The 20,470-nt window shown below is 63.7% G+C and carries 14 protein-coding genes; 13 read left to right on the forward strand and 1 reads right to left on the reverse strand.

Annotated elements, in window-relative coordinates; all coding sequences use genetic code 11:
• The first annotated feature begins 57 nt into the window (after positions 1-57).
• From X739_RS156635 to X739_RS156605, 7 genes are all read left to right on the forward strand, one after another.
• Complete coding sequence (locus tag X739_RS156635) at positions 58-1,158, forward strand: ABC transporter ATP-binding protein (protein ID WP_023770431.1); 1,101 nt, start codon at positions 58-60, stop codon at positions 1,156-1,158.
• Positions 1,158-2,087, forward strand: coding sequence for an ABC transporter permease (locus X739_RS156630; protein ID WP_023770430.1), 930 nt, complete (start codon positions 1,158-1,160; stop codon positions 2,085-2,087). The genes X739_RS156635 and X739_RS156630 overlap by 1 nt, the downstream gene beginning before the upstream one ends.
• Positions 2,080-2,892 (forward strand): ABC transporter permease, encoded by an 813-nt coding sequence (locus X739_RS156625; protein WP_023770429.1) that lies wholly within the window; start codon positions 2,080-2,082, stop codon positions 2,890-2,892. The genes X739_RS156630 and X739_RS156625 overlap by 8 nt, the downstream gene beginning before the upstream one ends.
• A gap of 29 nt (positions 2,893-2,921) precedes the next feature.
• The gene (locus tag X739_RS156620) at positions 2,922-3,950 is read left to right on the forward strand and encodes an extracellular solute-binding protein (protein ID WP_023770428.1); all 1,029 of its coding nucleotides are present in this window, start codon (positions 2,922-2,924) and stop codon (positions 3,948-3,950) included.
• Positions 3,951-4,017: 67 nt separating this feature from the next.
• Complete coding sequence (locus tag X739_RS156615; protein WP_023793962.1) at positions 4,018-5,214, forward strand: serine hydrolase; 1,197 nt, start codon at positions 4,018-4,020, stop codon at positions 5,212-5,214.
• 32 nt (positions 5,215-5,246) lie between these two features.
• Complete coding sequence (locus X739_RS156610) at positions 5,247-6,428, forward strand: serine hydrolase (protein WP_023793964.1); 1,182 nt, start codon at positions 5,247-5,249, stop codon at positions 6,426-6,428.
• Positions 6,429-6,710: 282 nt separating this feature from the next.
• Entirely contained in the window at positions 6,711-9,035 is a 2,325-nt protein-coding gene (locus tag X739_RS156605; protein ID WP_023793966.1) for a Tex family protein, read from the forward strand.
• Here the strand turns inward: X739_RS156605 and X739_RS156600 are convergent, their stop codons facing one another.
• A complete protein-coding gene (locus tag X739_RS156600; protein WP_023793968.1) occupies positions 9,036-9,947 on the reverse strand; it encodes a LysR family transcriptional regulator in 912 nt (303 codons plus the stop codon).
• A 102-nt stretch (positions 9,948-10,049) separates the two neighbouring features.
• On the opposite strand from X739_RS156600, the gene X739_RS156595 reads away from it, so the two are divergent.
• The 6 genes from X739_RS156595 (at position 10,050) to X739_RS156570 (ending at position 20,426) form a co-directional block, all read left to right on the forward strand.
• Positions 10,050-11,243, forward strand: coding sequence for an acyl-CoA dehydrogenase (locus tag X739_RS156595; protein ID WP_023781335.1), 1,194 nt, complete (start codon positions 10,050-10,052; stop codon positions 11,241-11,243).
• Between the two features lie 115 nt (positions 11,244-11,358).
• Positions 11,359-14,718 (forward strand): transglutaminase family protein, encoded by a 3,360-nt coding sequence (locus X739_RS156590; protein WP_023793971.1) that lies wholly within the window; start codon positions 11,359-11,361, stop codon positions 14,716-14,718.
• A gap of 6 nt (positions 14,719-14,724) precedes the next feature.
• Positions 14,725-17,136 (forward strand): circularly permuted type 2 ATP-grasp protein, encoded by a 2,412-nt coding sequence (locus X739_RS156585; protein ID WP_023770422.1) that lies wholly within the window; start codon positions 14,725-14,727, stop codon positions 17,134-17,136.
• Between the two features lie 12 nt (positions 17,137-17,148).
• Positions 17,149-18,033 carry a transglutaminase family protein gene (locus X739_RS156580; RefSeq protein WP_023770421.1) on the forward strand — a complete coding sequence of 295 codons (885 nt, stop codon included), beginning with the start codon at positions 17,149-17,151 and terminating at the stop codon, positions 18,031-18,033.
• Between the two features lie 241 nt (positions 18,034-18,274).
• Positions 18,275-19,213, forward strand: coding sequence for a glycosyltransferase family A protein (locus X739_RS156575; RefSeq protein ID WP_023770420.1), 939 nt, complete (start codon positions 18,275-18,277; stop codon positions 19,211-19,213).
• Between the two features lie 97 nt (positions 19,214-19,310).
• A complete protein-coding gene (locus X739_RS156570; RefSeq protein ID WP_023793974.1) occupies positions 19,311-20,426 on the forward strand; it encodes a DNA topoisomerase IB in 1,116 nt (371 codons plus the stop codon).
• Positions 20,427-20,470 lie beyond the last annotated feature (44 nt).

A 20,470-nucleotide genomic window follows, 5' to 3' on the forward strand; every position in this document is an offset into this window, starting at 1 on the left:
CATCCAACAGGGGACAAACTCCGCCAGCAAGAGCGGGGTCAACAGTGAGGCGTAATCGTGCCGGACAAACCGGATCGGAATGCGATTGAAGTAGTTAACGTCAGCAAAATTTTCGGATCGGGTGAGGGGCAGGTCGCTGCCCTCGACAAGGTCTCGGTATCGATCCGCGAGAATGAGTTCTTCACACTGCTGGGACCATCCGGCTGCGGAAAAACGACGTTGTTGCGGCTAATAGCCGGCTTTGATTTTCCGAGTGCCGGCGAAATCCTGCTCTACGGACAGGACATCGCGCCGCTGCCGCCGTTCAAGCGGCCAGTCAACACTGTCTTCCAGTCTTATGCGCTGTTTCCCCACATGACGGTGGCCGACAATATCGGCTTCGGCCTGGAAATGCTGGGCAAGCCGAAGGCGGAGATTGCGGCGCGCGTCGCCCAGATGCTGAAACTGGTCAAGATGGAAGCGCTGAGCAATCGCCGCACCAGTCAGATCTCCGGCGGGCAGCAACAGCGCGTGGCGCTGGCGCGGGCGCTCGCACCACAGCCGAAGGTGCTCTTGCTCGACGAGCCGCTCTCCGCGCTCGATTACAAGTTGCGCAAGGAAATGCAGATCGAGCTGAAGAGGCTGCAGCACGAGACCGGGATCACCTTCATCTTCGTCACCCACGACCAGGAAGAAGCGCTGACCATGTCGGACCGTATCGCCGTGATGTCGTCGGGCAAGATCCTGCAGGTCGGCGCGCCGCGCGACATCTACGACCGACCGGCTGAACGCTTTGTCGCCGACTTCATCGGCGAGACCAATTTCCTCGAGGGTACCGTGGTGTCGAAGAAATCGGGCGTCGCCACCGTGAAGCTCGCCTCCGGCGCAACCGTGGCGGCAGGGTTCCCGGAGAACTTCGATCCCTCTGACGCAGTCACGGTCGTGGTGCGGCCCGAGCATGCGGATCTGATCGCCGATGTGTCCAAGAGCACGGTCTCAGGAACCTTGGCGAATGTCGTCTATTTCGGAACCGACACGCACTACCACGTCAAGCTCGATGGCGGTGACAACTTCATCGTGCGTTACCAGAACAGCCGGTCCGGCGCAGTGACATTCGAGACGGGCGCCAAGGTAGGCATCGTGTTCGAGGACGACGGCGCGCGGATACTAAGGGATTGATGACGATGGCGCTTTCCCAAGCCGCGTTGTTCGAGGCCAAGGCCGAGAAGGCAAGCGCCAGGCGCAACCGCCTGCTTTCCTTGCCGGCGCTGATCGTAATCGGGATTTTCGGCGTGCTGCCGCTGCTGATCATCCTTGTCTATTCGTTTCTCCAGGCCGCGCCCTATGGCGGCGTGCAATGGAAGTTTTCGACGGACGCCTATCTTAACTTCCTGTTTCAGCAGGATATTTTCGACGACACGCTGCAGTTCACGCCGGATTTCCTGATCATCTATCTGCGCTCGTTTCTGTTCGCCGTGGTGACGACGGTCATCTGCCTGCTGCTGGGTTTTCCGACCGCCTACTTCATGGCCACGCGCACGCCGGCGCAGCGCAACTGGTGGGTGCTGCTGATCACCATCCCGTTCTGGTCGAACCTTCTGGTGCGCACGCTGGCCATCATGTTCATCATCCGCGACGAAGGTCTCATCAACAACCTGCTGATCGGGCTTGGCGTGATCGATAAGCCGATCACCATGCTTTACACCAACTTCGCTATCCAGCTCGGCCTGCTCTACTCGTTCCTGCCGTTCATGATCCTGCCGCTCTATGCCAGCTTGGAAAAACTGGATTTCCGGCTGGTCGAGGCGGCCAATGACCTCTACGCGACGCGCCGGCAAGTTCTTTGGCGGGTGATTATTCCGCTGTCGCTGCCCGGCATCATTGCCGGCTGTCTGCTCGTCTTCATCCCCGCGCTCGGGGCCTATGTGACGCCGCTTATCCTTGGCGGCGGCATCCATCTGATGATCGGCGATCTCATCGCGCAGCAATTCGGTTCCGGGCGCAACTGGCCGCTCGGCTGCGCCCAAGCGCTGATCCTGATGGCCGCGGTGCTGGTCGCCCTCTACTTCTATGTTCGCACCACGTCGGGGAAGATCCAGCATGGCTGATCCCCGCAACGTCGATATCAAGGACCAGCCCGGGTTCCGCACGATCGCCATCATCTGCGTTGCCGTGCTTTACGTCCCGATCCTGATCCTGATGATTTTTTCGTTCAACACGGGTTCGCTCGTCACCCATTGGGAGGGCGTCGGCCTGAGCTGGTACGGCACCGCACTGCTCAATGAGGAATTCCACAACGCCGCCGAGAACACGCTGATCATCTCGGTGAGCGCAACGATCGTTTCGACGATCTGCGCCACGCTGGCGGCGATCGGCATGACCCGGGTGAAGCCGTGGCGTGGCCTGCCGGCCGCCTTCATGGTCATCAACCTGCCGCTGATGGTTCCCGAGATCATCACGGCAGTGGCGACCTTGTCCTTCTTCGCCTTGATCGCCGGGGCCTTCGGTCTGAATTTCGGCATCGGCAATCTGATCCTCGCCCATAGTGTGTTCTGCATTCCCTTCGCCTACATGCCGATCCGGGCGCGTCTCGAGGACATGGATCTGACGCTCGAATACGCCGCCGCCGATCTCTACGCCACGCCGTGGCACGCGTTCCGGCGCATAACGCTGCCGTTGCTTGTTCCCGGCATCATGTCGGGTGCGGCACTCGCGTTCATCGTCTCCTTCGACGATTTCACCATCACGCAGCTCGTCGCCGGCCCCGGCCAGACGACCCTGCCTCTCTACATCTGGAACCAGATCAGGCGGCCGATGACGCCGGAGATCAATGCCATCTCCACCATCCTGCTGCTGGTCTCGATCCTGTTCGTCTCGGTATCGTTCCTGATCGCGCGCCGACGCGCCAAGTGAATCAATGGGAAGGCAAAGGAGAACAAAAAATGTCTAGGAAACTGATGGCTGCCGTTTCGACGGCCGTGCTGTTGTGGGCGGTGCCCGCGCTCGCCGACGGCGAGCTGCATATCTACAACTGGGGTGACTACACCAATCCCAAGCTGATCGAAAAGTTCGAGAAGCAGTACAACATCAAGGTTACGCTGGACGACTATGATTCCAACGAAACCATGCTGTCGAAGGTGCGCGCCGGCAATTCCGGTTACGACATCGTGGTGCCGTCTGATTACACGGTGAAGATCATGGTCGACGAAGGCCTGCTCGAAAAGACAGAGCCCAACGCGATGCCGAACGGCAAGAACATCGATCCGCGTTTTCTCGACATCTATTGGGACAGCGGCCGCCACTACACCGCGCCTTGGCAGTTTGGCACCACGGCGTTCGCGGTCAACACAGACAAGTTCAAGGGCAACATCGACACGCTGGCCATCCTCTTCGACCCGCCGGCGGAACTGAAGGGCCAGATCAATATGCTCGACGATGTCAACACCGTCATGCATGCGGCCGAGCGTTATGCCGGCGTGCCGCGCTGCGGTGCCGACAAGGCTAATCTGAAGAAGGTCAACGACATCCTGACGGCCGCCAAGCCGTCATGGAAGACCTTCAGCTACGACACCATCACAAAGATCACCTCCGGCGACGTGATCGTGACGGAGCAGTGGAATGGCGCGACCTATCGCTCGCGGCAGAAAATCCCGGCCATCAAATACGCCTATCCCAAGGAAGGCATCGAGGGCTGGATGGACAATGTCGCGGTGCTGAAGGGCGCCAAGAACCTCGACAATGCCAAGCTGTTCCAGGACTTTATCATGGCTCCGGAAAACGCCGCGCTGATCTCGGAATTCGCCGGTTACGACAACGGCATTGCCGGCAGCCACAAGTTCCTGCAGCCGGATTTCGCCAATTCGCCGGAACTAAATCCGCCGGCAGGCGCGCCGGCAGCGGAATTCGTTCCGCCCTGTCCGCCAGATGTGGTGGAAATTTACAACAAGATCTGGACCAATTTGCGCAAATAGGTTCGGTCTAAACTCCAGCGGAAGGGAGGCTTCGGCCTCCCTTCTTTGCGCCTACGGGGAGGGTTCCATGACGTCCTATCGCAACAGCGATCCGCGGCCGCCGATCATGCAAGGCTCGCCGCCCGCCATGCTGCCGCCGAGGCTCGACTGGGACAGGCCGCCTTGGAACCGCTGGGCTTTCCAGCACATACGGGAAATTCTGCCGACCGCCGAAGTCTGGCGCGGCGCTGGCCATCGCCACCGTCTCGAACGCGCCGAGGTCGATCTCGACGGGCTGGCGGTCGAGGACAGCGAGGGCAGGCCTTCGACACTCGCCGGTCTGCTCGACGAGACCTATACGGACGGCTTCCTGGTGCTCAAGGACGGCAGGATAGTCTATGAGCGCTATTTCAACGGCATGGACGAGCGCACGCTGCATCTGTCGCAGTCGATGGCCAAGTCGGTCACCGGCTCGGTGTTCGGCATATGGGCCGGGCGCGGCCTGATTGATCCGGTGAAGCCGGTGACAGACTACCTGCCGGAACTGAGCGCGACCGGCTGGGCCGGCGCCAGCGTCCAGCATGTGCTTGATATGACCACCGGCGTGCGGTTCTCGGAGGAATACACCGACCGCTATTCCGACATCGGCCAGGTCGATGTCGCCACCGGCTGGAAGCCGGTGCCACCGGGCAGCGATCCGGATTTCCGCTGGCCATCGCACATGTTCGAACTGATCCTGGGCTTGAAGGACACGGTTCGCCCCCATGGAGCCGCGTTCGAATATCGATCGATCGAGACGGACGTGCTCGCCTTCATCATGGAACGGGTGACGGGCAAGCGGCTGGCGCAGCTGGTTTCGGAGGAACTCTGGCAAAAGCTCGGGGCCGACGAAAGCGCCTGCTTCACCGTCGACAGCGCCGGCTATGCGCTAGCCGATGGCGGCTTCAACGCGACGCTGCGCGACTACGCCCGCTTTGGCCAGCTGATCCTCGACAATGGCGGCGGCATCGTGCCGGCGGACTGGATCGAGGCGACGCGTACCGGCAAGCATGGTCCGGATTTCTCCGCCAGCCTGCCCGAGGGCAGCTATCGCAACCAGTTCTGGATCGAGAATCCCAGCTCGCGGGCACTGATGTGCCGTGGCGTGTTCGGACAGTTGATCCACATCGACTGGAACACAGGAATGGTCGTGGTGAAGCTGTCGACCTGGCCGGATTTCAGCAACATGGCCTATTCCAGGGCAACGCTGAAGGCCGTGCACGCCATCGCCGCGGCGCTTGCCTGAGCTTCAAGACCAATGGACTGGGAGGAAACGCCATGACCGGCAAGACCGCGTTCGAGACCCGATACGGATTCCGCCGCAACGAGGTGCTGCTTAGCAATTGGCGTGTGAGCCCGTTCAATCGGTGGTCGTTCCAGAATCTCGGCGAACTGGTGCCGACCGCCCGTGTGGCGGCAGCGCCCGGCGCCGTGGAAGCCCGTCAGCGGGACATGGACGGCTTGCTCGGGGAAAAGGTCACGGTCGCGACCGCACCGGAGACGGTGGCTGAATTCCTCCTGCGTTCCAGTACCGACGCAGTGACGGTGATGAAGGGCGGCAAGATCACTGGCGACTGGTTCGCGCCGCATATGGAGTTTGGCGCGCGCCACATCATCTTCTCGATCAGCAAATCGGTGACCGCGATCATCGCCGGCATACTGGAAGGCGAGGGGGTGTTCGATCCGGAAGCGCCGGTGACGGACTATATCCCTGAAGCAGCCGGCTCGGCCTATGGCGATGCAAGCGTTCGGCATGTGCTCGACATGAGCGTCAGCCTCGACTTCGAGGAGGCCTATCTCGATCCGGAAAGCGCCTTCGCCCGATATCGCCGCGCGACGCTGTGGAATCCCGGCGGCGGCACCGAAAGCCTGCGTGAATTCATCCTGACCCTGCAGCGGCTTGCCGAGCCGCATGGCCAGACCTTCCGCTACCGTTCGCCCAATTCCGACCTGCTCGGGCTGCTGCTCGAGCGCGCCTCGGGCCAGCGCTTCACCGACCTCATGCGCGAGAAGCTATGGTTGCCGCTTGGCGCCGTCAGCGAGGCCTCTGTCGGCGTCGACATGGAAGGCACGGCACGCACCGCCGGCGGTATTTCGGTGACGCCGCGTGACCTGGCGCGCATCGGCGAGATGCTGCGGCAGGCCGGCACGGCCAATGGCCGCCGCATCGTGCCCGAGACCTGGGTGCGCGACACCACCAGCAGCGGCGGCAGTAATGAGGCCTGGCGGCGGGGCACGATGGCGCCGCTGTTTCCCAACGGGCGCTACCGCAACAAATGGTACCAGACAGGACACGAGAACGGCGCCTATTGCGGCATCGGCATCCATGGCCAGTGGCTTTATGTCGATCCTAGCACCGAAGTGGTGATCGCCAAGATGTCGTCGCAGCCGGAACCGGTCGACGATCCGCTGGATATCGAGATCGTTGCGTTCCTCGAGGCGCTGAGCCGGATGGTCTAAGGCGTGCTGATATTCAGGTGATGCCGGCCTGCGAACTGCGACTTTCCGCGCTTCCGGCGCTCAAGGACGGCATGTCCGCTGCGCTCGTCGCAAGAGAGCGACCCCGAAAGCCATCGTTCTCAGCTTGGCCTGACCTGAATCTCAACACACCTTGCGCCGTGCCTGAGCGCCCAAATCGAGGCGCTTTCCTGTGGACCTCCGCCGCCGTTGAAAACGCGGCGGTTGGCGGACCTGATGTCTGCGCTTATGGTCGCCGCTCTTTTCGACGAGAGTGGGAACGACATGGCATCCGACATCAAGCGCATCGCAACCATTATCGCGGCCGAAATCAAGGCGCGGCCGGAACAGGCGGCCGCGGCGATCGGACTGCTCGATGAGGGTGCGACGGTGCCGTTCGTGGCACGCTACCGCAAGGAAGTGACCGGCGGGCTGGATGATACGCAATTGCGCGACCTTGCCGAGCGTCTTGTGTATCTGCGCGAACTCGACGCGCGCCGCGACACCATCCTGGGCTCGATCCGCGAGCAGGGCAAGCTGACCGAAGAGCTTGAAACCAAGATCGCGGGCGCCGCGACCAAGGCGGAACTCGAGGACATATACCTGCCCTACAAGCCGAAGCGCCGTACCAAGGCCGAGATCGCCCGCGAGCGTGGATTGGGGCCGCTGGCCGAAGCCATTCTCAACAACCGTTCGCTGGTGCCCGCGGACGTCGCGCTCGCCTATGTTACCGCAGAGGTAGGCGATGCGAAGGCGGCGCTCGAGGGCGCGCGCGACATCCTGTCGGAGCAATTCGCCGAGAACGCCGACCTGTTCGGCAAGCTGCGCAGCTACATGAAGGAGCGCGCCTTCCTGCGCGCCAGGGTGGTCGAGGGCAAGCAGGAAGCCGGCGCGAAATTCTCCGACTATTTCGACCATGTCGAACGTTGGGCGACCGTGCCGAGCCACCGGGCGCTCGCCATGCTGCGCGGCCGCAACGAGGAGGTGCTGTCGCTCGACATCGAGGTGGATGCCGACGACACATCGTCGGTGAAGCCGGTCGAGCGGATGATCGCCAACGCCTACGCCATCGCTGCCAGCCTGCCCGGTGACCGCTGGCTGATGGAAGTGGCAGGCTGGACCTGGCGCATCAAACTGTCGCTGCACCTGACGCTCGACCTGATGCGCGACCTGCGCGAGCGGGCCGAGGAAGAAGCGATCCATGTCTTTGCCCGTAACCTCAAGGATTTGCTGCTGGCGGCTCCCGCCGGCTCGCGGCCGACGATGGGGCTCGATCCCGGCATCCGCACCGGCGTCAAGGTGGCGGTGGTCGATGGCACCGGCAAGCTGCTGGCGACGACGACGGTCTATCCGTTTCCGCCGAGGAACGATGTGCGTGGCACGCAGGCCGAACTTGCGGCGCTTATTCGCCAGCACAAGGTCGAGCTGATCTCGATCGGCAACGGCACCGGGAGCCGCGAGACGGAGAAGCTGGTCGCCGACATGCTGTCCGACATGCCTTCGGACGGCGGCCCGAAGCCGCTCAAGGTGATCGTCAGCGAGGCGGGAGCGTCGGTCTATTCGGCCTCGGCAACGGCTGCCGCCGAGTTTCCCGGCCTCGACGTGTCGCTGCGCGGCGCGGTGTCCATCGCGCGACGGCTGCAGGATCCGCTGGCCGAACTGGTCAAGATCGAACCGAAATCCATTGGCGTCGGACAGTATCAGCACGATGTCGATCAGTATCGGCTTGGTCGCTCACTGGAGGCTGTCGTGGAGGACGCCGTCAACGCGGTCGGCGTCGACCTCAACACCGCCTCGGCGCCGCTGCTGGCGCGGGTTTCGGGCCTCGGCGCGTCGCTCGCCGACGCCATCGTCGCCCATCGCGATTCGACCGGCCCGTTCGCCAGCCGCAAGGACCTGCTGAAGGTGGCACGGCTTGGACCGCGCGCGTTCGAGCAGTCCGCCGGTTTCCTGCGCATCGCCAATGGCAGCGAGCCGCTCGATGCCTCGTCGGTGCATCCGGAGGCCTATGGCGTGGCCAAGAAGATCGTCGCCGCCTGCGGCCGCGACGTGCGTTCGCTTTTGGGCGACAGTGCCGCGCTCAAGGCGCTCGACCCGCGCGTCTTCGTCGACGAACGTTTCGGCTTGCCGACGGTGCGCGACATTCTGGCGGAGCTGGAGAAGCCCGGCCGCGATCCGCGTCCCGGCTTCAAGACGGCGACCTTCGCCGATGGCATCGACGAGATCAAGGATTTGAAGCCAGGCATGCTGCTGGAAGGCACCGTCACCAATGTCGCCGCTTTCGGCGCCTTCGTCGATATAGGGGTGCACCAGGACGGGCTGGTGCATGTCTCACAGCTCGCCGACCGCTTCATCAAGGACGCGCATGAGGTGGTCAAGGCCGGCGACGTGGTCAAGGTGCGCGTCGTCAATGTCGACATCAAGCGCAAGCGCATCGCGCTCTCCATGCGCAGGGACGGTGGCGAAGGCGGCGCATCGAAGGGCGGGCCGCGCGACAATGGTGGCGGTAGGCCGGCGCCACGCGGGCCTACGCCGCAACGCCAGCCGGAGCGGCCGGCACAGCAAGGTGCGTTCGGCGCAGCGCTCGCGGACGCGCTGAAGCGAAAGTAGCTACCAAGCCAGAACAGCTGGCTCCTTCTCACGCTGGCCTAGCAGCCAGTCCCGGAAACTGGCAACCGGCGGATAGCCGCGCTTGTCGTGGGGAATGACGAGGTAATAGGCGCTGCGGCTCTGCATCGGCTGGCCGGGCGCGAGCACAAGCTGGCCGCGCTGCAGTTCGCCCTCGATGAGGATCTGCGGCAAGAGCGCCACGCCGAGCCCGGTCATGCAAGCCTGGGCGGCGGTGCCGAAATGCTCGAACTGCATGCCAGGCCCGGTCGGCGCGCTCAGGCCTTGATGCTCGAACCATTCGCTCCAGGCGCCTGGGCGCGTCGTCATGTGCAGCAGCGGCAAACGGCCGATATCGGCCGGCGTGGCGATGGCGCGGCCAGCGAGGAAGTCGGGTGACACCACCGGCGCCACCGTCTCGTGCACCAGAAGTGTCGAGTCGGCGTCCGGCCAGTCCGGCAGGCCGTAGTGGATGGCGGCATCCAACCGTTCGCGGGCGAAGTCGAAGCGCCCGACGCGGGTGACGAAATTGATGGTGATGTCGGGATTGTTCTCGACGAAATCGGGGATCATCGGCATCAGCCAACGTGTGCCGAAAGTCGGCAGAATGGCAAGATTCAGGATGCCACTATGCCGGTTGCTCATCAATCCAAGAGCTGCGTCACGCAACTGGCCAAGCGCCGAGCGTACCGCTTCGGCGTAGATTTCACCTGCCGTGGAGAGTCTTACATTGCGACTGTCGCGTTCGAACAGCGGCCGGCCGAACTGATCTTCCAAAAGCCTGATCTGGCGGCTGACCGCACCTTGGGTCAGGTCCAATTCCCGGGCGGCGGCGGTGAAGGAGCCAAGTCGCGCCACGGCCTCGAAGGCGGCAAGGGCGCTGATGTTGGGCAAAAGGCGGCGCTGGACACTCATGATCCATTCCTAACGCTCATTGATGGGTGAAGCAATTTCGTTTGATTTTTTCAGGCCACGAGCCGATAAGCCGGCTTCACCTGTCTCAAGGATCGAGAAGCCATGGCCGACAAGAATGCATTCGTGTGGGAAGACCCGTTCCTGATCGAGGACCAGCTTTCGGAGGACGAGCGCATGGTGCGCGATGGCGCTGCCGCCTTTGCCGCCGACAAGCTCGCGCCGCGTATCGAGGAAGCCTATCTCAACGAGACCTTCGACACGGCGATCTTCCGCGAGATGGGCGAGGCCGGCCTGCTCGGGATCAACATTCCGGAGGAGTTCGGTGGCCTCGCCGCCAGCTATGTCACCTACGGGCTGGTGGCGCGGGAAGTCGAACGCGTCGATTCCGGCTATCGCTCGATGATGTCGGTGCAGTCGTCGCTGGTGATGTACCCGATCTACGCCTATGGCTCGGACGAACAGCGCAGGAAGTATCTGCCCAAGCTCGCCAGCGGCGAGTGGATCGGCTGCTTCGGGCTGACCGAGCCGGATGCCGGCTCTGACCCCGGCGGCATGAAGACCCGCGCCGAAAAGACCGCCAGCGGCTACAAGCTCTCCGGCTCCAAGATGTGGATTTCCAATGCGCCGGTCGCCGACGTGTTCGTCGTATGGGCGAAGTTGAAGGGCGAGAACGGCAAGGACGAGATCCGCGGTTTCGTGCTGGAGAAAGGCATGAGAGGGCTGTCGGCGCCGAAGATCGGCGGCAAGCTGTCGCTGCGGGCGTCGATCACCGGCGAGGTGGTGATGGAAGGCGTCGAGGTCGGCGAGGACGCGCTGTTGCCCAACGCCAAGGGCCTTGGCGGACCGTTCGGTTGCCTCAACCGAGCCCGCTACGGCATCTCCTGGGGTTCCATGGGAGCGGCGGAAGACTGCTGGCATCGCGCTCGCCAGTATGGCCTTGACCGCAAGCAGTTCGGCAAGCCGCTGGCCGGCACCCAGCTCTACCAGAAGAAGCTCGCCGACATGCAGACCGAGATCGCTCTGGGGTTACAGGCTTCGTTGCGCGTCGGGCGCCTGCTCGATGAAGGCAAGATGGCGCCGGAAATGATCTCGATCGTCAAGCGCAACAATTGCGGCAAGGCGCTCGACATCGCCCGCCAGGCCCGCGACATGCATGGCGGCAACGGCATCCAGATTGGCTATCACGTCATGCGCCACGCGCAGAATCTGGAGACCGTCAACACCTACGAAGGCACGCATGACGTACACGCGCTGATCCTGGGGCGGGCGCAGACCGGAATACAGGCGTTCTTTTGAGTGACTTTAAGGCGGCAAAGGGTTCTTTAATTTAGGTGCACCGCAACATCCGCTTGGAGAATGGCGGCCAGATGTGTCAGGGTTCGGCTGATGAAACGCCGATCTCCGGGGCCCCATGGCAATTCTGGCAGCCGTCTACCACCTGACCCACTATAAATACGACCGGCCGGTGGTTCTCGGCCCCCAAATCATCAGGCTGCAGCCTGCACCGCATTCCCGCACCAAGGTGTTGAGCCATTCGCTGAAGGTGGAGCCGGCGAACCACTTCGTCAATCTGCAGCAGGATCCTTACGGCAACTTCCTCGCCCGTTTCGTCTTTCCCGAGCCGGTGACGGAGCTGAAGATCGAGGTCGACCTCGTCGCCGACATGACCGTCTACAATCCGTTCGACTTCTTTGTCGAACCGTCGGCCGAGGCGTTCCCGTTCGACTATCCCGAGGAGATCCGCGACGATCTCACTATCTACCGGACGCCGGAGCCGGCCGGGCCGCTGCTCCAGGCGTTTCTGAAAACCGTCGACCGCAGCGCGCCCAACACGGTCAATTTCCTCGTCGATCTCAATGCGCGCCTGCAGCGCGAGATCGCCTATATCGTGCGCATGGAGACCGGCGTGTTCTCGCCGGAGGAAACGCTGGCGGCCGCCAAGGGCTCGTGCCGCGATTCGAGCTGGCTCTTGGTGCAGATCCTGCGCCATCTCGGCATCGCCGCGCGCTTCGTCTCGGGCTATCTGATCCAGCTCAGGCCCGACCTTGTCGCGCTGGATGGGCCGGCCGGCACAGCGGTCGATTTCACCGACCTGCATGCCTGGTGCGAGGTCTATCTTCCTGGTGCCGGCTGGATCGGCTTCGACCCGACTTCGGGCCTGCTCACCGGCGAAAGCCATGTGCCGCTGGCCGCCACACCGCATTTCCGCAATGCCGCACCTATTTCCGGCATGGGGAGCTTCGCCAATGTCGAGTTCGGCTTCGAGATGCGGGTCGACCGCATCGCCGAGCATCCGCGCATCACCAAGCCTTTCTCCGACGAGAGCTGGCAGGCGCTCGACGCGCTCGGCAACAAGGTCGATGCCGCGCTCGCGGCCGGGGATGTGCGGCTGACCATGGGGGGCGAGCCGACCTTCGTCTCGATAGACGATTTCGAGGCCGCCGAATGGAACACCGCCGCCGTTGGGCCAACCAAGCGCGAAAAGGCCGACGCGCTGATCAGAAAACTGCGCGAACGTTTCGCGCCAGGTGGTTTCCTCCACTACGGCCAAGGCAAATGGTATCCCGGTGAAAGCCTGCCGCGCTGGACGTTTTCGCTCTTTTGGCGCGCCGACGGAGAGCCGGTGTGGAGCGACCCGTCGCTGATCGCGCGGGAAGATAGTTCGGCTGATATCGGGCCGAAACAAGCCGAAAGCCTGCTGACGGCGATCGCCGGCGAACTCGGCATCGACACGTCCATGGTCAGCGAAGCCTATGAGGATCCAGCCGAATGGCTGCTCAAGGAAGGCAAGCTGCCCGAGAATGTCGACCCGGCCAATTCGAAGCTCGAAGATCCGGAGGAACGCAGCCGCATGGCGAGAGTGTTCGAGCGCGGGCTGACCAAGCCGTCCGGCTATGTGCTGCCGGTGCAGCGCTGGAACAGCCAGGCGTCGGATCCGCGCTGGCGTTCGGAAAAATGGACGACGCGGCGCGGCCGTCTGTTCCTGGTGCCCGGCGATTCACCGGTCGGCTATCGCCTGCCGCTGGGCACGCTGCCTTATGTGCCGCCGGCGCAGTTCCCCTACATCGTGCCCGTCGATCCGTCACTGCCGCGTGACCCGCTGCCCGTGCGCGAAGCGATCTTGCCAGCGGCCGCTCCGGCGGAACTCGAAGGCGCCGACGAAATGGCCCGCCGCCAGCACGCAGCTTCGTTCACGGCGACGAGCGGCCAGCAGGATCGCGTCGAGCAGGAGATCACCGAGATTGGTGGCGCGGTGCGCACGGCACTTTCGGTCGAACCGCGCGACGGGCGGCTGTGCGTGTTCATGCCGCCGGTCGAGGCGCTCGAGGATTATCTCGAACTCGTCGCCGCCGCCGAGAACGCGGCAAAGGCGATTGGCGTTCCCGTGCACATCGAGGGCTACGGTCCGCCGCATGACCCGCGCCTCAACGTCATCCGCGTGGCACCCGATCCCGGCGTCATCGAGGTCAACATCCACCCAGCTTCCAACTGGCGAGATTGCGTGGCCACCACAACGGCAATCTACGAGGAAGCGCGGCAGACGCGGCTTGGCGCCGACAAGTTCATGATCGACGGCCGCCACACCGGTACCGGAGGCGGCAACCATGTCGTCGTCGGCGGCGCGACGCCCAATGACAGCCCGTTCCTGCGCCGGCCCGACCTGCTGAAGAGCCTGGTGCTGCAATGGCAGCGGCATCCCTCGCTGTCCTATCTGTTCTCCGGCCTGTTCATCGGCCCGACCAGCCAGGCGCCGCGCTTCGACGAGGCGCGGCACGATTCGCTCTACGAGCTCGAAATCGCGATGGCGCAGGTGCCGCATCCCGAACAAGGTGCCGCACCCTTGCCGTGGCTGGTCGACCGGTTGTTCCGCAACCTGTTGACCGATGTCACCGGCAATACGCATCGCTCGGAAATCTGCATCGACAAGCTGTTTTCCCCGGATGGTCCAACCGGCCGGCTTGGCCTTGTCGAATTCCGCGGATTCGAGATGCCGCCCAATGCGCGCATGTCCCTGGCGCAGCAATTGCTGGTGCGGGCCATCATTGCCCGCGCGTGGAAAACTCCGCTCGACGGGCGCTTCGCGCGTTGGGGCACCTCGCTCCATGACCGCTTCATGCTGCCGCATTATGTCTGGGCGGACTTTCTCGACGTGCTCGACGACCTCAAGCTCAATGGGTTCGAATTCCGGCCCGAATGGTTCGATGCCCAGCTCGAGTTCCGCTTTCCCTTCTGCGGGGAGGTGCAGCATGCCGGCATCAAGCTGGAACTGCGGCAGGCACTGGAACCGTGGCACGTGATGGGCGAGCAGGGCGCGATCGGCGGCACCGTGCGCTTCGTCGATTCCTCGGTCGAACGGCTGCAGGTCAGGACCGAAGGCCTCAATCCGGAGCGCCATGCGATCGTCTGCAACGGTCGTATCGTGCCGATGAGGGTTACCGACAACAGAGAGGTCGCGGTGGCTGGCGTGCGCTTCAAGGCCTGGCAGCCGGCCTCGGGCCTGCATCCGGCCCTTCCGGTCAACACGCCGCTGGTGTTCGATATCTATGACCGCTGGTCCGGCCGCGCGGTCGGCGGCTGCGTCTACCATGTCGCGCATCCCGGCGGGCGCAGCTACGACACTTTCCCGGTCAACGGCAACGAGGCGGAGGCACGGCGGCTCGCCCGCTTCGAACCGCGCGGCCACACACCCTCCGGCTATGTGTTGCGCGAGGAACAGCCGGCGGAAGATTTCCCGATGACCCTTGACCTCAGGCGTCCACCAAGACTGTGATCTGACATGGCAAAGGGGAATCACAAAAGGGTGCGCGGCAAGCCGCAGGCCCGTAGCCTGCTGGAGCACTACCAGCCGATCGACGGCGTCGTCGACGAGATGGTCGACGCGTCAGGTAATCCCCGTCCGGTCTGGAAGCATTTTGTCGAAGCGCTGGACGAACTCGGGGCCGAAAAGCTCGGCCAGCGCTTCGCCCGCGCCGACCAGTATCTGCGCGATGCGGGTGTCTACTACCGCGTCTACGACAAGGCGGGCGCCAACGAGCGGGAATGGCCGCTGGCGCATATCCCCGTGCTCATCGAGGACAGCGAGTGGCAGGCGGTCAGCGCCGGCTTGGTGCAGCGCGCCGAACTGTTCGAGGAAATTGTTGCCGATATCCACGGGCCGAACCGGCTGGTCGAAAAAGGCATCCTGCCAGCAGGACTGATCGCGGCGAGCCCTGAATATTTGCGGCCCCTGGTCGGCACCAGGCCGGCCGGAGGGCATTTCCTGCACTTCTGCGCCTTCGAACTCGGCCGCGGTCCGGACGGCCGCTGGTGGGTGCTGGGCGACCGCACCCAGGCGCCTTCGGGCGCCGGCTTCGCGCTGGAAAACCGGGTCGCCACCACGCGCGCTTTGTCCGACATCTATGGCGAGATGCATGTGCACCGGCTCGCCGGCTTCTTCCGACGCTTTCGCGATGCGCTGATCGGCATGGCAAAGGAGAGCGACGGCCGCGTCGCCATCCTGACGCCGGGGCCACTCAACGAGACCTATTACGAACACGCCTATATCGCCCGCTACCTCGGCATCATGCTGCTCGAAGGCGAGGACCTGACCGTTTCCGGCGGCAAGCTGATGGTGCGGACGGTGTCCGGTCTGATGCCGATCAGCGTGCTGTGGCGGCGGCTCGATGCCGCCTTCGCCGATCCGCTCGAGCTGCGCCCGGATTCGCAGATCGGTACGCCGGGCCTGGTCGAGGCGATCCGCCAAGGCACGGTGTCCACCGTCAATGCGCTGGGCTCGGGCCTGATGGAGACGCGCGCGCTGCTCGCCTTTCTGCCCAAGATCGCGCGCGAATTGTGGGGCGAGGAGCTGCTTTTGCCCAGTGTGGCGACATGGTGGTGCGGACAGGAGACGGAGCGCGCCCACGTGCTCGCCAATATCGACCGCATGGTGGTCGGCCCGGCGCTGTCGACAAGACTTGCCTTCGAAGATGACGGACAGACGAAGCTCGGCTCGGCTCTCTCGGTCGGTGAGCGGGCGGAACTGGTGGCGCGCATCGAACGCGACGGCAAGGCCTTCGTCGGCCAGGAGGCGGTGACGCTTTCGACGACGCCGGTCTATGTCGGCGGCTGGCTGGAACCGCGGCCGGCGAGCCTACGCGTCTACCTGGCGCGTACGCCCGAGGGCTGGACGGTGATGCCGGGCGGGTTTGCGCGCGTTGGCCTGTCGCTCGACCCAACGGCGATCGCCATGCAGCGCGGCGGCCAGGCGGCTGATGTCTGGGTGGTCAGCGACAGACCCGTGGAGCGCGAGACGCTGCTGCCGCAGGAGAGCGACAGCTTCAACCGTACCATGCCCGGCAGCCTGCCCAGCCGCGCGGCGGAAAACCTGACCTGGCTCGGCCGCTACATCGAACGCTCGGAAGACACGGTGCGTATCCTGCGCGCCTATCACGTGCGGCTCGCCGAAACGTCCGATCCGGACATGCCGCTGCTGGCCGATATCAGGGATTATCTCGAACCGTTCGGCATCGATGTCGAAACGGCAATCCCGCCAGGGCTCATCGGCACGCTCGACAGCGCGGTCTACAGCGCCGGCCAGATCCGCGATCGTTTCTCGCCGGATGGCTGGCTGGCGCTCAAGGATTTGTCAAAAACGATCCATCAGTTCGCCACCACCGTGGCGCCCGGCGACGATGCGACGCGGGCGATGACCGTGATCCTGCGCAAGCTGGCCGGATTCTCAGGCCTTTTGCATGAGAACATGTACCGCTTCGCTGGCTGGCGGTTCCTCGAGATCGGCCGGCGGCTGGAGCGCGGCATCCAGATCGCCAGCACGCTGGCCCGACTGACCAGCAGCAAGGCGCCGGACGGGGCGCTGGACATGATGCTGGAGATCGGCGACAGCGTGATGACCCATCGACGGCAATATCCGGTGCAGGCCGGCCGGCGCACGGTGATCGACCTCCTGGCGCTCGATCCACTCAATCCACGCTCCATCCTGTTCCAATTGGAACGGCTGAAAGCCGAGATAGGGCTATTGCCGGCGACCGGCGGCGAGGGGCACATGTCGGCGGCAGCCAAGGAAATCCTGCAGCTCAACACGTCCATCGCCATCAAGGAGCCGGCAGACATGACGGTGAAGGCGTTGAACGATCTCGCGGGCGAAATAGGCGGGCTCTACAGCAGCCTCGCCAAAGCCTATTTCGGCTAGAAAGAGATGGCCATGCTGTACGACATCAGGCTTCTGCTCCACTACGACTATGCTGCCGCGGCTGGTGGCGGACGCCATCAGGTGCGCGTGCTGCCGTCGACCATTGACGGTGTGCAGCGTGTCATCGCCGCTTCGCTTTCTTTTTCACCCGCACCCAACGAAAGGTCGGATTTTTCCGATTTCTTCGGCAACAATGTCACTTCGATCGCTTTTCGCGACGCCCATGACACGCTCGACATCAGGATGAGCGCGCGTGTGTCGGTGGCGCGGCCCGAGCCGGGGCTCGACGTGTCGCCGGATCTCGGCCGCCTTCGACAGGATCTGGCCGCCGTGCGGTCGCTTGCGCCTGCCTCGCCGCACCATTTCCTGGCCGCCAGCAGCCATGCGGGCATCGATGCGGCGATCACCGCATTCGCGCAAGACAGCATCGGAATCTCGGCCGCGGGGACGGCGATGAACCTGTGCAATCGCATCCATCGCGATTTCACATACGACGACGAGGCGACCACGGTGCGGACCCGGGCCAGCGACGCCTTCCAGCTGAAGCGGGGCGTCTGTCAGGATTTCTCGCACATCATGATCGCCGGCTTACGCGGGCTCGGCATTCCGGCCGGCTATGTCAGCGGCTTCCTGCGCACCATTCCGCCCAAAGGCAAGCCCCGGCTCGAAGGCGCGGATGCCATGCATGCCTGGGTCAAGGTCTGGTGCGGGCGTGATGCCGGCTGGCAGGAGTTCGATCCGACCAATGGCATGCGGGCCTCCAACGACCATATCACCGTTGGTTGCGGGCGCGACTATTCGGATGTGGCGCCCATCGTCGGCGTGCTGAAGACGACTGGCGGACAGGTCGGCGACCAGGCTGTCGACGTCATCCCGGTCGTGCTCGAAAAAGCGTGAAACGGGGCGCATTAACTTGCCCGGCGCTGCGAGTTCCCACAAGGATGGGGCAGACTTCTCAAAGATCGATACGGCCAGTAGAGCAGTTCACCGGTTCACGGAAAAGGCGAGCCGATCCAAGTCTTTGATTGCGCGCAATTCCGGCGGGAAAAGCCGTTTCACACTTTTCCTGTAAGTCCTTAGTCTGTATTCGTCTTAACGGAGAATAGTCTAGGCTGCCGCACAGGCATGAGGTTTGTCATTGAAAACCGTCAGCGTCGTCATACCCGCCTACAATGCGGCGGCAACGATCGCTAAAACGCTGGCGTCGCTTGGCGGAGAGGCCGGGTTTATCGGCGAGGTCCTGCTGGTCGACGACCAATCGACCGATGGCACGGCCGATGCGGCGCGGCAGGCCGCGGCGCAATCATCCCTGCCTTTGCGCGTGCTGCCCGCCAGTTGCCGCGACGCCGGCGGCGCCCGCAACCTGGCGCTCGACGAGGCAGCCCATCCGTGGGTCTACCTGATCGACGCCGACGACCTGCACCTGCAGGGCGGCTTAAGCTCCTTGCTGTCGCAGGCGGAAACCCAGCCCAAGGCCGACATGATCGTCGGCGCCTTCCGGCGCAGGGTGAACGGCCAGGACCGGCAGATCAAGGTGCCAAACGGCTATACCGCGGCCTGCCTCACCAACGCCTCGGCCTACGTGAAAGGGGATATACGCTCGGTGGCGGTGGGCAGCGTGCTGGCTTCCCGGCGTCTCATCGGCGAGACCCGGTTCCCCGTCGGGCTCGCCTTCGATGAGGACACGCTGTTCTGGGCGCGGCTGATGAGCAAGGCGTCGCTGGTCATGGTTCACCGCCCCGTCATGATCTACGAAGTTTCAGCGGAGCGCTCGGACGATCGCTTCACGGTCGACCCGGTGCGGCGCTTCCTGGACTGGCGCCGGGAGCTGCGTACGCTCACCGATTGCGGCATCCCGATTTCGGCACTGAAAGCCAGGGAGGGCCTCGTCGCGCTCAAGATCGCCCGTGTCCATTATGCGCGGGGCGACCTGGACATGGCCGCGCGCTTTCTCGCAATAGCCTCGGCGGCGCCGAAGCGGCGCTCGGAAGCTTGGCGATGCCTGCGCTACAAATTCAAGCTCGCGGCCCGCCGCCGGCTATCCCTTCCGCCGACACAGATGCAGCGCGCATTGTAGGCCTGACCGCCGCCACGGGGATTGCCTTCTTTCCAGACGGGTGTGGAACCGGCGGTCAACCCGCAGCTTATCTACGCATATTTCGTGTGGAGCTTACATGCTGCAGAGAACCGGATCGTCGCGCAGCCGATTGGCCGATGCTGATAGCGTAGCCAAGAATGGAGCACAGATTTCCGCCAGGGGTGCCGCGCTGACTTATGTCAGCGATGCCGAGCCCGGCATCCGTCGGCTGAAGGCAGGCAAGGGATTTGCTTACAAGGCAGCGGACGGGAAGGCGGTCTCCGGTGCCGACAGAGCGCGCATCGCGGCGATCGTCATTCCGCCGGCCTGGACCGATGTCTGGATTTCGCCCGATCCGAACGGGCATATCCAGGCGACCGGGAGGGATCAGCGGGGGCGCAAGCAGTATCGCTATCATCCGCAATGGGCCGAGGAGCGCGACGGCGCCAAATATTCGAGCTTGGTGGCTTTCGCCGAAAGCCTGCCAGACCTTCGGCGCAGGATCGACAGCGACCTGCGCCGTCACGGCCTGCCGCTCGAACGCGTCGCCGCCGCGGTGGTCTGGCTGCTCGACAACACGATGATCCGCGTCGGCAATGCAGCCTATGCTCGCGACAACAAGAGCTTCGGCCTGACGACATTGCGGGACCGGCATGTCGATATCAAGGGATCGAGCCTGCGCTTCGCCTTCAAGGGCAAGTCCGGCAAGGAATGGAGATTGAAGCTGGTTGACCGCCGGATCGCGGGGATTGTTCGGAGCGCGCAGGACCTGCCGGGCCAGAAACTGTTCCAGTATCTCGACGAGGACGGCAACAGACGCCCTGTCCGCTCCGATGACGTGAACCACTATATCCGCCAAGCGGTCGGCGACGCGTTCAGTTCGAAGCACTTCCGCACATGGGGCGGCACCATCCACGCCGCGTCCCTGTTTGCGCAGACGGAACTGCCTGAGAGCCAGGCACAGCAAAAACGGGTGATGAACAACCTCATCGACAAGGTGGCCGAACGGCTGGGCAATACGCGCGCGGTCTGCCGCAAATGCTATATCCATCCGCGGGTCTTCGAGGCATGGAGCGAAGGACGACTGCTTGCCGAAATGGCGGAAGCCAACAAGCGCAAGCGGTCCATCGAAGGCCTTGATGAGGAGGAAGCGCTCGTGTTGAGGTGGTTGAAAACGCAGGAGGACCGATCGGCGGCAATCAGCGGCCGCTGAATCCGAGACGTCTCGATTTTTTTATCGACGCCATGTCGGGATCG

Source organism: Mesorhizobium sp. LNHC209A00 (assembly GCF_000502915.1).
GTDB lineage: Bacteria > Pseudomonadota > Alphaproteobacteria > Rhizobiales > Rhizobiaceae > Mesorhizobium.